The sequence below is a fragment of the Gelidibacter pelagius genome (genome assembly GCF_017581925.1).
Taxonomy (GTDB): domain Bacteria; phylum Bacteroidota; class Bacteroidia; order Flavobacteriales; family Flavobacteriaceae; genus Gelidibacter; species Gelidibacter pelagius.
Window position 1 is genome coordinate 108,880 of sequence record NZ_JAGEVG010000003.1, and the last position, 16,850, is coordinate 125,729.

General features: G+C 39.1%; 9 protein-coding genes. 4 read left to right on the forward strand and 5 right to left on the reverse strand.

Going from position 1 to position 16,850, the window contains the following annotated elements; translation table 11 throughout:
* Nucleotides 1–145 precede the first annotated feature (145 nt).
* The 3 genes from J4051_RS03645 to J4051_RS03655 all read left to right on the forward strand — a co-directional run bounded on the left by J4051_RS03645 (nucleotide 146) and on the right by J4051_RS03655 (nucleotide 6,636).
* Nucleotides 146–3,094 (forward strand): SusC/RagA family TonB-linked outer membrane protein, encoded by a 2,949-nt coding sequence (locus J4051_RS03645; RefSeq protein WP_208232504.1) that lies wholly within the window; start codon nucleotides 146–148, stop codon nucleotides 3,092–3,094.
* Between the two features lie 10 nt (nucleotides 3,095–3,104).
* Complete coding sequence (locus J4051_RS03650; RefSeq protein ID WP_208232505.1) at nucleotides 3,105–4,421, forward strand: RagB/SusD family nutrient uptake outer membrane protein; 1,317 nt, start codon at nucleotides 3,105–3,107, stop codon at nucleotides 4,419–4,421.
* Nucleotides 4,422–4,758: 337 nt separating this feature from the next.
* Entirely contained in the window at nucleotides 4,759–6,636 is a 1,878-nt protein-coding gene (locus J4051_RS03655; protein WP_208232506.1) for a CocE/NonD family hydrolase, read from the forward strand.
* Between the two features lie 207 nt (nucleotides 6,637–6,843).
* Here the strand turns inward: J4051_RS03655 and J4051_RS03660 are convergent, their stop codons facing one another.
* The 4 genes from J4051_RS03660 to lysA form a co-directional block, all read right to left on the reverse strand.
* Nucleotides 6,844–8,868, reverse strand: a complete 2,025-nt coding sequence (locus tag J4051_RS03660; RefSeq protein WP_208232507.1) for a S9 family peptidase — start codon at nucleotides 8,866–8,868, stop codon at nucleotides 6,844–6,846.
* Nucleotides 8,869–9,023: 155 nt separating this feature from the next.
* Nucleotides 9,024–12,191, reverse strand: coding sequence for a S41 family peptidase (locus J4051_RS03665; RefSeq protein WP_208232508.1), 3,168 nt, complete (start codon nucleotides 12,189–12,191; stop codon nucleotides 9,024–9,026).
* Nucleotides 12,192–12,367: 176 nt separating this feature from the next.
* A complete protein-coding gene (locus J4051_RS03670) occupies nucleotides 12,368–13,405 on the reverse strand; it encodes an AI-2E family transporter (RefSeq protein WP_208232509.1) in 1,038 nt (345 codons plus the stop codon).
* Nucleotides 13,406–13,511: 106 nt separating this feature from the next.
* Nucleotides 13,512–14,720 carry a diaminopimelate decarboxylase gene (gene lysA, locus J4051_RS03675; RefSeq protein WP_208232510.1) on the reverse strand — a complete coding sequence of 403 codons (1,209 nt, stop codon included), beginning with the start codon at nucleotides 14,718–14,720 and terminating at the stop codon, nucleotides 13,512–13,514.
* A gap of 259 nt (nucleotides 14,721–14,979) precedes the next feature.
* Here lysA and sucC point away from each other — a divergent pair, with 259 nt between their 5' ends.
* On the forward strand, nucleotides 14,980–16,170 hold the full coding sequence (sucC, locus tag J4051_RS03680; RefSeq protein WP_208232511.1) for an ADP-forming succinate--CoA ligase subunit beta: 1,191 nt from the start codon (nucleotides 14,980–14,982) through the stop codon (nucleotides 16,168–16,170).
* Nucleotides 16,171–16,575: 405 nt separating this feature from the next.
* Here sucC and J4051_RS03685 read toward each other — a convergent pair whose 3' ends face one another.
* On the reverse strand, nucleotides 16,576–16,833 hold the full coding sequence (locus tag J4051_RS03685) for a DUF1456 family protein (protein ID WP_208232512.1): 258 nt from the start codon (nucleotides 16,831–16,833) through the stop codon (nucleotides 16,576–16,578).
* Nucleotides 16,834–16,850 lie beyond the last annotated feature (17 nt).

Consider the following 16,850-nt stretch of genomic DNA (forward strand, 5'->3'; position numbering starts at 1 on the left):
TTGAGCGGCACTTCCAAAAGACTAATTTAAAGTTTATTTGCCAGGCGTTGTTTACGGAAAACAAGTCCATTTAGAAAATAAAATTTTTAAAACTTGAAAACTTTATTATCTTCAACTTTTAAATTTTAACACTAATTATATGAATATGAAACAAAATTTTTGGAAAAATTCTATTCTCTTGATCTTTTTAACAGTTCCGTTGCTTCTTGCAGCTCAGGGAACTGTTACAGGTAAAGTTACGGAAGGGTCGGCTGGACTACCTCTTCCAGGTGTCAACGTTATTGTAAAAGGAACTACGACCGGTGCCATAACCGATATTGATGGCGATTTTGAAATCTTGGTACCTTCATTTCCTTCAACCTTGGTGTTTTCTTCTTTAGGATATGCCACTACGGAAGTCAAGTTGACCGGACCTACAGTTCTGAGTGTTACCATGGAAGAGTCTGCAACCGGGCTTGAAGAAGTAGTCGTAACAGGATTGGCGAGTTCCGTTAAGCGACAAAACCTTGCGAATGCCGTTTCTACGGTTTCTGCTGCAGAACTAGTCGGAACTACCAGTCAATCTACGGTAGATGGAGCCTTATACGGTAAAATTCCGGGGGTAAATATTACGGCTACCTCAGGTGCGCCGGGTGGAGGTTTTGCCTTAAGATTACGGGGAATTTCTTCCATTAATGGAAACAACCAACCGCTCATAATCGTTGATGGTGTCTATTATAATAATGTGGAAATTCCATCTGGTCTTCGTTTTGCATCTGGTGCAAACCGTGGGAATGAGGAGAATTCTAGTAACCGTTTGGCAGATCTAGACCCCAATGACATTCAGAACATAGAAGTGTTAAAAGGATCTTCTGCTGCTGCGATATATGGGCAACGAGGTAACGCTGGAGTCGTGTTGATTACTACCAAGCGTGGTAAATCGGGCAAAACCAGAATTAGCTTTAGTCAAGATATTGGTACAAATACCATTGCTAAACGTTTAGGCGTGCGTCCTTGGACGGCCGCATCGGTTGAGAGTGCTTTTGGTGCTGCAGAAAGAGCCAAATACGAGGCCACAATGGCGGAAAATGGAGGACTATACGATTTTGAGGATATTATTTATGGGAATACTGGTTTTATAACCGAAACTCGTTTAAGTGCTACTGGTGGTAACGATAAAACTAAATTTTATGTTGGAGGTTCTTATAGGGACGAAGAAGGTATTATAAAAAATACCGGCTTTGATCGTTTCTCATTGCGAAGCAATATTGACCATCGTATCTCTAATGTATTTGATTTTAGTTCATCTACCAGTTATACCAGAAGTAATTCCAGTAGAAGTTTTACTGGAAACGAAAACGAGGGTGGCCTAAGTTATGGGTACACCTTGGCATATACTCGACCATGGACCAATCTATTCCCAGATGAAAATGGTAATTATCCTGATAACCCCAATGCTGCAGGAAACTCTATTTTTGTGAGGGACAATGCCTTGAATGATGATACCAACGATCGTCTCGTGCAAGGGATGACTCTAAATACTAATTTGTTGCGAACCGACACAGATAGGGTTAAAATTGTGACCAGTGGCGGCTTGGATTATTTAGCGAACCAGACGTATGTTTATGTTCCAGAAACTCATCAATCCCAAGTGCGACCAGGACCGGGAGGTTTTATAGCTGTAGGGAAAAACAATTTTACCCAATTGAATACGCAAATTATTGGTGTTTGGAATCGTGAAGCAATGAACGGCAGTTTAGACCTTACCACACAATTGGGTGTAGCTTATCTATATCAAAAGTCGAATCTTGTGAATAGCCGAGGCTCTCTTTTAGCTGCTGGCCAAACAAGTGTTGACCAATCTGTTAACCAAGTCATTGATCAATTTCGCTCAGAGGAAAAAGATTTTGGATATTTTGGGCAAATAGAAGGTAACTATAAGGATCAGATTATCGCCACTTTAGGATATCGTATGGATAAATCCTCCAGAAATGGCGACCCTAATAAATTCCATGGATTTCCAAAGGCTTCTTTGGCGATAAACATGGCGAATTTCGACTTTTGGACTTTGGAGTCTATTTCTCAGTTGAAGCTAAGGGCAGCTTATGGTGAAACAGGGAGCCCTGCCAGCTTTGGTTCTACTTTTACCAGTTTGGGTGCAAGTAACATAGGTGGCAATATTGGACAGTCTGTAGTAGGAAGCAAAGGAGATGCCTTGGTGAAACCTGAAACTGCCAGTGAATTGGAATTTGGTTTTGATCTTGGGATTTTTAATAATCAACTCTCTTTTGAGGCGACCTATTACGACAAGAAGGTGAGAGATTTAATATTGACAAGAGCATTGCCTTCCTCTTCTGGTTTTACCCAGGAAACTACCAACCTTGGTGACCTTAAAAATACTGGAGTGGAATTAGCTTTAAGAGCTTTTGTGTTTGATAATGAGAACTTCAAATGGAACACTTCCGTTCAATGGTATAAGAACCGTTCTGAAGTAACGCGCTTGGCCGTACCGGCATTCGCTCAACCTGGCGCTGGATTTGGACTTGGTCTTGGAACGTTCTATATTCAAGAAGGACAGTCCGCTACCCAGTTGGTCGGTAATTTAAACCTGGATGGTACAGGAATAAAACCTACCAAAGTGGGGGATGTAGAACCTGATTTTCAAATGGGTTGGAGCAATAACTTCACGATTTACAAACAATTTGATGTGTCTTTTCTTTTTAACTGGAAACAGGGAGGAGAAAATCTCAACCTTACGACATTTCTTTCTGATTTAGGATTGGTTACTCCTGATCTAGAAACCGAAGAGGGTAAGGCACGACTTCTTATGCCAGCAAATGCGGTACGATTCGTGGAACCTGCAGGTTATTTCAGGTTGAGAGAAGCTTCAATTCACTATTCTTTATCTAAAAACACGGTGAATAGTGTATTTGGCAACACCGTAGAAGGAGTTAAATTGGGGGTATCAGGTAAAAACCTTTTCACCATTAGCGATTACAGTGGTTATGATCCAGAGGTGTCCGTAAACGGTGGTACCGGACTTTCTACCGGGATAGAGGTAGGTTCATACCCTAGTTCTCGCCAATTTTTCTTTAGCCTAAACGTAAATTTTTAAAAAAAATAATATGAAAAATAATATAAAAACTTTAGCGATTGTGACCTTCATAATCCCACTATTCTCGCTTATGGTTTCTTGTACTTTTGATGAAGTCGTAGATCCAAACGGGCCAAGTGTGGATGGGGTCTTGAAGAATGCATCCAAAGGCCAATTGAACGAGCTTGTGGTTGCGATTGAATCTACGTCCCGAAATGGAATAGGAAACGAAGCTACTTCTAATGGAGTTTTGGGAAGAGAGCTTTATCTTTTTAATGCGGAACCGCGTAATACAGGAGATTTGCTGGGCAAAGATGGCCTACAGCTAGACAACAACTCTTTTTACAGCGTAGGATCATGGAATGGGAATTACAGATGTATAAAGAATATCAATCTTTTACTCGAAGCTGTTGCCAATACTGATGCCGTAAACGAAAGCGAAAAGAACGGCTACATCGGTTATGCCAAGACGATGATGGCATCAGAGTTGATACAAATACTTAAGTCTTACGGAAAAGCACGATTGGACGTAGCCGATCCTGAAAACATGGGACCAATTGTAGAATTCAATGAAGGTCTTGCTAAGGCTCGCGCTCTTTTGGAAGAAGGACAACAAAGCCTTTCCAGTGCAGGAAGCAGTTTTGCATTTACATTGAGTAATGGTTTTAATGGTTTCCAAGAGCCATCTACCTTTTCTGAATTTAACAGAGCATGGGCTGGCGTGGCTGCGGTTTATGCTGGTGACGGAAATGCGGCACTGACCGCTTTGTCTAACTCCTACTTGGATCTGGCAGGAGATTTGGATATTGGTCCAAAGCATATATTCGGCTTGGGTGGTGGCGATCAATCGAATACGGTGTTCAAGGTTCCTGGCCTTAATGGGGATCAGATTATAGTCCATAATTCTTGGATTGCGGATGCAGAGGCTGGAGATTTGAGAGTGGAGCAGAAGTCTGCCTTAAGAACAAACCCAGCTTCACAAGATGGTCTAAACGGCACCCATGAAACACGTTTATACGACTCTGATACCAGTCCTATCGATTTTCTTAGGAATGAGGAGTTAATATTGGTCTATGCGGAAGCAAGTATTTTGGCCAGTAATTTTCAGGATGCAGAAGATGCGTTAAACGTCATCAGAAATTCGGCCAACTTGCCTGATTATTCAGGTGCGCAAACGGCAGAGGCATTAACAGCTGAGATGCTGAAACAACGAAGATATTCACTTTGGTCCGAAAACCATAGAATGTTCGATTTAAGACGGTATGGATTATCCAATACTCTGTCTATAGATAGGCCTGGAGATCAGGTATTTAATACAATGCCAATTCCGTTACCGGAAACCTATTAAGGTATAGTCTATTATAAGAATCAAGGAATTGGTTATGAACTAATTCAGATTCGGAAATCAGCAAGCAAGCCCGATGATAACTCGTCGGGCTTTTTATTTCCACCAATTGGTATTTATACTCCAAAAGTTTGTCTCGATCGACAAGACAACTTCATATACATATTTGTGGACTTACTCGCCCGTACCTGTCGGACGAGCCCTGTGATTCTGAATTATCCATCAGTCCTATTTAATTTTGAAATATTTAGTTCTTTCAGGTGCTTTACTTATAAGATTTAATTTATTTATCTTTAAATTAGACTGTTTTTACATACGACCACTAATAAAAATTAATCCTATGAAAATTTATCGTATTCCCTTTGTCTTTATCTTTTTGTTAGCTGTCCAGATATTCTATGGACAGGAGCAAAAAGATATCTTTGAAAAACTTGATGAAATTGCCATTATTGATCAAAAGATCATGATGCCCATGCGAGACGGAATTCGTCTAGCTACTGATATCTACCGGCCTAAAACCACAGAAAAGGTGCCAATTATCTTTTCGCGGACACCTTATAATTTTAATACCTGGGTTGATGGCGTGCAACAAACCCGAACGGCCCAGCAAGCCTATGAAGCAGTCAAACGCGGATATGCCTTTGTCGTACAAAATGAGCGCGGACGTTATTTTTCTGAAGGCGAATGGGATATTTTGGGGATGCCACTCACCGATGGTTATGATGCATTTTCGTGGATGGCCGATCAATCATGGTCTAACGGTAAAATAGGTACTTATGGCTGTTCCTCTACGGCAGAATGGCAGATGGCTGTATCCGCGCTCGATCATCCCTCACATGCGGCCATGGTTCCACAAGGTTTTGGCGCAGGAATTGGAACGGTTGGTGACATTAAGGAGCAGGGCAATTGGTATCGAGGCGGTGTAGAGCAGCTTTTGTTCTTCGCTTGGTTATATGGGGTAGAACAAGATAAATTTAAGCCAAGAATCCCTGAAGGTGCGACGCAGGAAGACTTGATCAGAATTTCAAGGTTCTATGATCTGGCTCCAAAAAAACCACCCATGGATATGGCAGAATCGCTTAAGCATTTACCAATTAAAGATATCGTTAAGAATATGCACGGGAAACAGGAGGTCTTTGATAAAATGGTCGTACGTAAACCCAATGATCCAGCCTGGTACGAAGGAGGCCTTTATCATGATACCATGGAAATCGGTGCACCTGGTTTTTGGTTCGCCTCTTGGTATGATGTTTCAATCACGCCCAATTTGGCCTTATTCAACCATGTTCGCAACAATTCAAAAGATCCTGAAATACGAGAAAATCAATATTTGGTAATTGCTCCTACCTTGCATTGTGCATTTACCCGTGCAACCGAAAACACGATAGTCGGTCAACGTAGTGTAGGCGATGCCCGTTTAAATTATGACGAACAGATCTATGCTTGGTGGGATCTTTGGTTGAAAGGAGAAGCCAATGATTTCAAGAAAAACACGCCTCGAATACAATATTATACTATGGGTAGCAATGATTGGAAATCGGCGGAGGAATGGCCACCGGCAGATACTAAAATGACGACCTATTATTTGAATAGTGATGGAAAGGCCAACACCCTTAAAGGCAATGGCACGCTAACAAAAAAGAAAGCGACGAGAGATAACCCAGATTCTTTTGTTTACGATCCCATGAATCCTGTTAATTCTTTAGGTGGGAATGTATGCTGCACGGGGAATGCCGTTCAAGGTGGTGCATTTGATCAGCAAAAGGCAGAAGAAAATCCTAATATTCTTGTTTATACTACAGACGTTCTTACGGAAGGTATAGAAGTAACTGGGTTTATTGAGTCTACACTTTATGTTTCTTCTGACGCTAAGGATACGGATTTCACTATTAAGCTGATCGATGTATATCCTGACGGTACGGCCTATAATCTTGATGAAACCATACAGCGTGTGCGTTATCGAGAAGGATATGATAAAGAGGTTTTCATGGAAGAAGGCAAGGTGTATAAAGTCGATTTGACGCCAATGGCTACAAGTAATTATTTTAAAAAAGGACATCGTATCAGAATCGAGGTTTCTAGCAGTAACTTTCCCCGTTTTGCTCGTAATCTGAACACTGGAGGAAATAATTTTGACGAATCAGAAGGCATTATAGCAGAAAATAAAATACATCATTCTAAGCAATATCCTTCACAAATACGATTGCCTATTCGGTAACACAATCATTGAAAGAATATTTTGACACTTGGTAATGGAATGCTGTAATTAGGTTCCAAAACCCCAGAAGATGAGTGTTACAATACCTAAATGCATCCATAAAGTTGATATACTTCAACTTCATGGATGCAATTTTTAAGATATCAAAAAACTCTTTTATAGGTCAATAATTTATCGAGTTTTACTGGAGAGAATAGTCATTGAAACCTAATCTTTACTTTTATATTTATCAAACCAAGACAATATACTTGCAATTTTGGCAATGAGATTACTTGGTTTATTGGCAATGCCATGAGACGCTCCGGGAATTCTTACCATAGCAGTTTCTACCTGTTGAATTTTGAGTGCAGTATATAGTTGCTCCATCTCACTAATTGGCGTCCTATAATCGTCTTCACCACCTAACACCATGGTTGGAGTGGTAATATTGCCAACATAAGACAATGGGGATCTTTTTAAATACGCTTCAGGATTATCCCAAGGTTTATCCCCAAACCAATACTTGTAGAAGAATGCTGGGCTATCTGCATAAAGTACAAAACTGTACCAGTTAATCACCGGCTTAGCCACCACAGCAGCTTTGAATCTGTTGGTTTTGCCAATAATCCAAGCCGTTAACACCCCACCGCCTGAGCCACCGGTAACAAAGAGATTGTTGGTGTCTATATTGCCCATTTCGATAACAGCATCAACACCAGACATGAGGTCTTCATAATCATGGTTGGGATAATCATGGTGAATCAAATTTCCAAACTCCTGTCCGTAGCCTGTACTTCCCCTTGGGTTGGAATATAAAACCACATAACCTGCAGCGGCATACATTTGGATTTCGGCTGAAAATACCGAACCATAACTGGCAAAAGGACCGCCATGTATTTCAAGGATTAACGGATATTTCTTAGTAGAATCAAAGTTAGGCGGCGTGACGATCCAACCTTGAATGTCTCTATTGTCATAAGAAGACTTCCACCAGATTTCTTTCACATTACCCAGTTGTTTGTCAGCAAACAGGTCTTTATTTACATTAGTAATCCGTGTGGTTTCACCTCCATTCCAAACCGCTAAATCTGCAGGATGGTCAGTTCCGCCAAGGGTATAAGCAAGCTTGTTTTTGGCTTCTGAATAGGAAGCAGCATTGTATGGACGCCCTAATGAAAGTCCACCAAGCTGGTTGGTAATAGTTCTTATTTTTCCTGTGAGTGCAACATGGCCAATTTTGGTATCACCTTTTTCATCATACTGAAAATAAAGACCTTTGCCGTTATCTTCCCAAATTGGATTAGAAATATCTCGGTCTAAATCTTTGGTCACAATTTTGCTGCCAGAACCATCTGCATTCATTATATATAGATTGGAAACCGTATAGCCTTGATAGGTATCATCAAATCCTGTATAGGCTATTTGACTTCCATCGGGCGACAAAACTGCACCACCATCTGGACCTTTCCGAGTTGTGAGTGCTTTAATGGCGCCTGTGCTGATGGTGAGCTGGTAAATTTCGCTATTCCTAGGTTCCATCTCATGGTTTTCGTGAAGATTGGCGTCAAAATAAAGCGATTTTCCGTCTTTGGACCAAATTGGATTTCCGTGATCGTCAGCAGTAAAGGTGAGCTGTCTTGGAGTACCACCATCTGTAGAGATTATAAACAATTGCTCGTTACCGCTTTTAAGATAGCCCTGACCATCGCCTCTATAGTTCATTTGGTCAATATAAATTGGGGGTGCATTCCATTTGGCGCCTTCAGGTTTTTGTGGTAGGGTGATAGGTGATTTTTTGGCAGCAGGAACAAACATAGAAAATGCCAATTGTGTATCGTCCCAAGACCATGACACCGCTCCGGGACTTTCAGGAGTGTTGGTAAGCGCTACTACATCTTTCAAGTCGACCCACATCATATAGAGTTTTGTCCGATCATCTTTCATGTTCGATTTGAACACTATTTTAGTGCCGTTATGCGACCATCTTGGTTGAGAATCGTTTTGATTTCCAGTGGTAAGGGGTCTGTTTTGGCTGCCATCTGTATTTACCATCCAAAGATTAGACAAGTTTCGGTCTGTCATAACATCTTTAAAATTCCGGACGTAGATAATGCGGTTGCCATCGGGAGAGATTTGAGGATCGGAAATATATTCCAAATTAAAAACATCCAGAAGTTCCAGGTTTTGAGCCCTTTGAGCGATACTATTGCCACAGATAAGTAAGGAAATAATAAGAAAATAAATGCTTTTCATGATTTATCGGATTGATTATAAAAATGTAGGTTATCTCATCTAACTGGGAAGAATTCGGTATGCTATTAAAAATAAAATTTAATGTTATTTTTTTAATTCTATTTATGTCTACCAGTGGATTTTAATTTCCGCAGGCTTTCTTTTAGTTGCATCAATTAAGGTTTTAAATCCTTTAGAATTTCGGCGATGGCTTCGTCTAATTGTGGTTGCTTGCCCGTGAGTCGGTCTTTAAAGTCTTCTTTTACATAAATGTCTGGTGCTACACCTGTGTGTTCTAAGTTATCGCCGCTCAACGTGTAGCAACCCCAAGATGGCAAACGATAGGATGAACCATCTACCAAACGGCCGGCTGAAGTAAAAATAATCCAACGGTAGGTTTCTGTTCCGATGATTTTTCCTAAGCCCAATTCTTTAAAACCGGCAGCTGTAACTTCGGCATCACTTAATGATTGCTCATTGATCAGTAAAACTATCGGTTTTGCTGCAGGTCCAAAATTGGGTTGTGGTGCCAATTTTCCATTTCTATATTTCCATTGCGCGTAGGGTTTTTGAGATAAGAACTGTAAAACGGCATCGTGCACGTTTCCGCCTGTATTATTTCTTAAATCTAAAATTAAAGCGTCCTTTCTATAGGCTTCAGAAACCATCTCTTTCATGAAATTATCGAGTTCACTACCGCTCATATTTTTCATGTGGACATAAGCTATTTTATCATTGCTTTTTTCATCTACATACTTCTGATTGTCTTCCACCCATTCATCATACAGCAAATCTTTAAACTCTCTGGTAGCAATTGGATGTAGGTTTACAGTAATGTCGTTGCCATTTCTTTTAAATGTTAACTGCATTTCGTTATCCAAGGATGGTCCAGAAAAATAGGCTTCTCTATTTGTTTTGAAATCTACCGGCTTCCCATTGACTTTGGTTAAAATATCACCTGGTTTAATGTCTTTTCCAGTGATATCCGCAGGGCTTTTACTAACAATATGTGCGACTTTATAAGGGTTGTCTTGAGAGAAAATGATTCCTGATTCTGAAGTGGAACTGCCGTAATAGGTCTCATCTTCTTTCCCGGAGGTATTAAATCCAACATGGGAGGTATTTAACTCACCAAGCATATCGTTAAATAACATACTCAATTGTGAACGTTTTGTGAGGTAGGGTAGAAAGTGAGCGTACTTATCTCTAAGTTGTTGCCAGTTTTCTCCGTGGAAATTTTCATCGTAATAATTACTCTCAAAACCTGCCCAGGCTTCAAAAAACATCTGATGAAATTCATTTGCCAGATTTTTTCGAAATGTGGCTTCTGTTTCAATTTTTTCAAGCTTGTTGCTTTTTAGGTCCAAGGTATGGATAGTGCCATTCAACAAGGCGTAATATCCGTCTTTAGAGGCTTCCAGTTGACCGTCCCTAATCACTTGGTCATCTACTTTTTCAGTTTTGTTTTCTTCAAAAGGCTTTATAATGGTTCTCCATAATTTATATTTTCCTTGGTCGTGATTTGAAACATAATACACATAGGTCGTTTCATCCTTTGTAATGACATAAGGGTCATTTTGTGACCCAAATGAAGGACTGATGCGTTCGATACGATCCATCAGTCCTTTTTTATTGATGGTGATTGAAATAGGCTCATTGATGCTATCTTTTTCTTTTTTGTCTTTACTTTTCTTGTCAGAGCTATCCTTGTCCTTTTTTTCGTCTTCTTTAAAAAGTTCGTCAAACTTATTTAATTTAAAAGGTGCGTCATAGGTGTCTAAAGCCATTCTGTAAATATGTGTATCTCCAATACCTCTTGGGAACGAAGGTTGCGTTAAGTTAGATTGAAAGTAGATGTATTTTCCATCTGGAGACCATGTGGGATTACTTTCTGAAACCCCAGTTTGGGTTAAGTTTATAATTTCTTTGGTTGCGATATGATAAGTAAACATATCGAGTTCAAAATTGCGAAAGGCAGAGTATAAAACATAGGAATCGTCCGGTGAAAATTGAGGGACTGGTGGACGAAGTGCCCAAAATTCATCGGTCACAATAGTTGTACTTTTTAAAGTTTTTAAATCCAATAGTCTTAATTCATCACGGCCACTTATATAAGCCGCATGTTCCATTTTATGGTCTATAGCAATACTGGCGTTGTTTTTTGCCTCGTTGGTAAGTCTTTTTTCTTCACCTGTTCCATCGGCAGCAATAGTAAATAGATTGGTGTAACCAGAAGCGGTCTGATTATATAATAGCCTACGATTATCCTTTAGCCATTTTACTTCCTTAACACGCTCATTGGGATTGGTGTTTAATTTTTTGATAAACTTACCTTTTATGTCCGACACAAACAGTTCGCCACGAGAAATGAATGCCATCTTCTTATTATCTGGCGATATGGACATAGTACTGATATTACCCTTAGTTTTAAAATCCTGCTCTTTAACGAGTGTGTTATTTGTATTTATTAGAATCTTGACCTTTTGAGTTTTATTTGAAGCTACGTCGTACAAGAAAATCTGATAGTCTTTAGTAAACACAATCTTATTTCCGTTGGCACTAACCTGTGGCCAACCGATTGAAGTTTCAAATTTTGTCAAGGCTGTTTTAGTAGCTCCATCTTTAAAAGTATATAAATTGTATTCTCCGTTGATTTCATCGGAAACGAAGTAAATAACACCATTTTTATCTACGGTGGCCCACATATCTTTTCCGATATAATCGGTGTATTCTTTGAATGCCTTGGTTTTTGGATTGTAGGATTTAATATCGGGATTGTAAGCGCCTTTATAGCGTTTACGATTGGTGAAATTTTTGCTTTCCCAGCTTTCATTAAAGAAAATTTCGTCTGTTTTAGGATGGGAAACAACATTATGGACATTGTTGAAATAATTTTCAAACAACCGTATTGGTGTGCCTCCAGAAACAGGAACATTATAACCACTATAACGATTGTACCGCGATGAGGTAAAATAAATTTCTTTGGAATCCCACGACCAGCTATCTACATCATCTGCGGCATCATGAAACGTGAGTTGTTTAATCTCACCGCCATCTATTGGCATGACATAAACATCCTTATTGCCATATTGTGTGGCGCTAAAGGCCAACCATTTTCCGTCTGGTGAAATACGCGGCAGGGTTTCTTCTCCTTCCATTGCTGTGAGCCTAAATGCATCGCCACCACTTGAAGGCACTTTCCATAAATCGCCATCGTAACTAAAAACTATGGTCTCTCCGTCTGGAGTTAAGGTGGGGTCTATTTGAAAATAAGCTTCTTGAGCATGAAGTGTTCCGATAAAAAAAAAGGAAATTAAAATTGGTAGGAGATAATGTGGTTTCATAAGTTTTAGAAAATTATTATTTAGAGGAGGGAAGTTAATTATAATTGTCTAATAGTGTTTATACCATATTTTTACCGTAAGTCTCCTAAGGGTTAAAAAGTGAGTATAGTTTGCATTTATGAACCCAATATTTATGATGCTTTAATTATCACTTAAAGATGTTTGGACTCGCTCTCTTAAAGATGTTCGGTCTTTGACTCAGTTTGCTTTTCTCCGTATTCTCTTCGGTAGATATTGACTAAAGCCATGAAGAGACTAATCAATAAAGGACCAAAAATTAATCCAATAAAACCGAAAATAGGAACTCCCACTATAACCCCAATTAAAGTGATAAGGGGATGGACGTCATCTAATTTTTTTAGCACATAAAGGCGTATAATATTATCTGTAGACCCTACTACGACAAATCCATAGATTAAAATACCCCAAGCCTGAAACGTATCGCCAGAAGAAAGGCTAATTAAGAACACCGGTAAAATTCCTATAAGCGTACCCACAAACGGAATCATTGAGCCTATGGTGACAATTACAAACCAGAAAAAGGGTTCATCAATTCCGAAAATCAAAAATCCAATCAGGGCGATTATTCCCTGCGCTAGTGCAACTAGTGGAATTCCTATGGCATTAGAACGTACCATGGCTTGTACCTCTCTCCCTATTTCTTTTACATTATCCTTATCTAAAGGAATATATTCTTTTAACGACTCTCGCAATTCTCTTCTGTTGGTCAACATATAATACAACATGAAATACATAAGACCAATGGCAATAAACGCGTTAAAAGTACCACCTACAACGTTCTGTAAATTACTGGAAATCCAGCCCGTTATTGCTGTGGTATCAATTTTTGAAGCGACATCGAAACCTACATAATCTTGAACGATACTTAATTGATGTTTAAAAGCGGTTACTGCTTGTTCACTATTATTAACTGCTCTCCCTATTTTGTTGCTCAACATCCAGATAGTACCAGCAAGCGGCAGGAGGATTCCAACAAATGATAAAAACATAATTAGAAATGCAGCTAAAGACGCATTCCATTTTTTGGTTTTGACCAAGTAAGTCATCCATTTTTTGAAAAGTATATAAATGGTTATAGCACCAAGAACTCCCGTAAGGTAGGGCAACATCTCACGAAATATCAAGCTTCCCATAAATAAAATGAGAAGTATCACAAAGATTTGACGGATTAACTTAGTGGGTATTTGGTTCATTGAGAGTCGCTTATATGATGGTCTTTGATAGAGGTGTTTTAAAAATTAAATATCCTGCAAGTTTCGGCTATTCCTTCCGAAGAACAAATCGCATATAGAAGAAGTCTTAACTCAAATCAATCTCAACTTGATTTCTCAGGATGTCGTCAAAAGTTTCACGTTTTCTGATCAAATGCGCTTTTTTATTGTGCCATAATACTTCCGCAGGTCTGTAGCGGGAGTTGTAATTGCTGGCCATGGTAAAACAATAGGCACCAGCATTTTTGAAGCAAAGGATATCACCTTCCGTAATCTCGTTGATTCGTATATTACTGGCAAAAGTGTCCGTTTCACAAATATAACCAACAACCGAATAGAAACGCTCGCGTCCGGTGGGATTGGAAATATTGATAATATCGTGCTTCGACCCATATAACATTGGTCTTATCAAATGATTAAAGCCAGAATCTACTTGTGCAAATACTGTAGAGGTTGTTTGTTTGACAACGTTCACTTTGGTTAGAAAAACGCCTGCTTCACTCACCAAAAATTTTCCAGGTTCAAATGTCAAAGTTAATTCTCTTCCGTATTTTTTACAGAAAGAGTTGAACCGGTCGGTAAGTTTTTGACCCAATTCTTCAATATTGGTCTCAATATCACCTTCTTTATAAGGTACTTTAAATCCGGATCCAAAATCAATGAATTCCAAGTCTTTGAAATTTAAAGCCGTATCGAATAAAATTTCGCTGGCATAAAGGAAAACATCAATATCAAGAATATCACTTCCTGTGTGCATGTGGATGCCATTGATGTTCATTTTTGTATTTTCTATAATGCGCAATAGATGTGGAATTTGATGGATGGAAATTCCAAACTTGCTATCAATATGACCGACTGAAATATTTGTGTTTCCACCAGCCATGACGTGCGGATTGATTCTGATACAAACCGGTATTTTTGGATGTCGTGTGCCAAATTGTTCCAAGATGGACAAGTTATCGATATTGATCTGCACACCAAGTTTAGCGGCCATTTCAATTTCTTCAAGAGAAACGCCATTGGGCGTATAGATGATTTGATCTGGTGAAAATCCAGCTTTCAGTCCTAATTGAACCTCCTGGATGGATACGGTGTCCAAACCTGAGCCTAAAGTCCTTAAGAATTTTAGTACAGAAATATTAGATAGTGCCTTAACGGCATATTTTATTTTTAATGTTTTAACCTTATTAAAAGCAGAAGTTAAGCGTTTATATTGCACTGCTATTTTTTCTGTATCGTAGACATAAACTGGACTATCAAAGTCTTTGGCAATCTGTAGTAAGGTTTTTTGTTCCATTTTAAATTTAAATTATAATAGCGGTAAAGCTAAATCCTTTTTTTTATTCAAGCTAAAGAAAACCCTAAAAGTGACACATCTTTTTATCGAAGGAATTCAACCCTAACAAACAATAGTCAAATTTATTGGTAAAAACATTTATGTTGATTACTTTTGTGACCATTAATTTCTGAGATATTCTATAGAAATTGAAGACAATTTTAAAATATTCCTCGCGATAGCTATTTGATTGAGGAAATGACAAAATAAACATTTAAAGATGAATTTACACGAGTATCAAGGAAAAGATATTTTAAGCAGTTTTGGAGTACGTATCCAACGTGGTATTGTCGCAAAAAACGCCAATGAAGCTGTTGCAGCAGCAAAACAATTGACCACCGAGACAGGAACAAGCTGGTACGTGATCAAGGCACAAGTTCATGCAGGTGGACGAGGTAAAGGTGGCGGTGTTAAATTGGCCAAAAACCTAAAAGAAGTTGAGGAAATTGCAGGAAACATCATCGGCATGCAATTGATAACACCTCAAACTTCCGCTGAAGGAAAAAAGGTGCATCAAGTTTTGATAGCTGAAGACGTTTACTACCCAGGAGCAAGTGAGACGAAAGAGTTTTACGTTTCAGTTCTTTTAAATAGAGGTACTGGGCGAAACATGATCATGTATTCTACTGAAGGTGGGATGGATATCGAAACCGTTGCAGAAGAAACACCTCATTTAATTTTCACTGAAGAAATTGACCCTTCAGTAGGTATTTTACCTTTCCAGGCAAGACGCGTGGCTTTTAATCTTGGTTTGGAAGGCAATGCCTTCAAAGAAATGACCAAGTTTATAACCAATCTTTATACAGCTTATGACAAATCAGATTCATCCTTATTTGAAATCAACCCTGTGTTGAAAACAAGTGATGATAAGATTATTGCTGTAGATGCAAAGGTTACTATTGACGACAATGCTTTATACAGACATAAGGATTATTTGGATTTACGTGATTTACGCGAAGAAAATGCCATTGAAGTAGAAGCAGGTGCTTTGGGTCTAAACTATGTAGATTTAGATGGTAACGTTGGCTGTATGGTTAACGGTGCAGGTTTGGCTATGGCAACTATGGATTTAATTAAGCAAGCAGGCGGGGAGCCAGCAAACTTTTTAGATGTTGGTGGTACGGCCGACGCGGCCCGTGTTGAGGCTGCATTCAGAATTATCCTTAAAGATCCAGGTGTAAAAGCTATATTGATCAATATTTTTGGAGGAATTGTACGTTGTGACAGAGTTGCACAAGGTGTGATTGATGCTTACAAGAATATGGGGAACATCAAGGTGCCAATTATTGTACGTTTGCAAGGAACGAATGCTGATATCGCCAAACAATTGCTTGACGATTCAGGATTAGATGTTTTAAGTGCAACTGAATTTCAGGAAGCTGCTGATAAAGTTCAAGCGGTTTTAGCTTAATTAGAATTTATCATTATATAATTTTAGACCTGACAGTCTCGATAGCTATCGAGACTGTCAGGTTTTTTTAGTGAGACCTATACTTCAAAAGCCAAAGGCGCATTGGAGTATGCTGGTCGAACTAATCCCGCTTTTGGGGCGGGAAGAGACCCATACTCCAAAAGCTGAGGGCGCATTGAGTTTTGATGGTTGTCTCGATAGCTATCGGGATAATCCCCCTCACGGAGGCTGCCGGGATTGACAGCAACTGAACACCAGCTGTCTGCCGCCAGGCAGGCAAAACGGCAAAGTGAAGTTCATTAAGTTTTCCTCCAGATTGATATTCAACGAGTAGGATATAAAGTTTAACCTGACAGTCGTCTGGTTATTTGAAAATCGATAAGAATCAGAAAAATGAAAGTTGTGTTAATCCTCTTTCTTTAGCTTTCCTTTTTCACCTTTCGCTGGCATAGGTCCACGCAAATGAATGACCAAGCCATTTAGGAAATTACGTAAAATCTGATCTCCGCACTCCATATATTTAGGATGGTCCTCTTTTCTGAAGAACGCCCCCAATTCGCTTTTTGAGATTCTAAAATCTACCAATTCAAGAATTTTCACAATTTCGTCATCTCTTAGTTTGAGTGCGACACGGAGTTTTTTGAGTATATCGTTGTTTGTCATTCGTATGTTATTAGTCT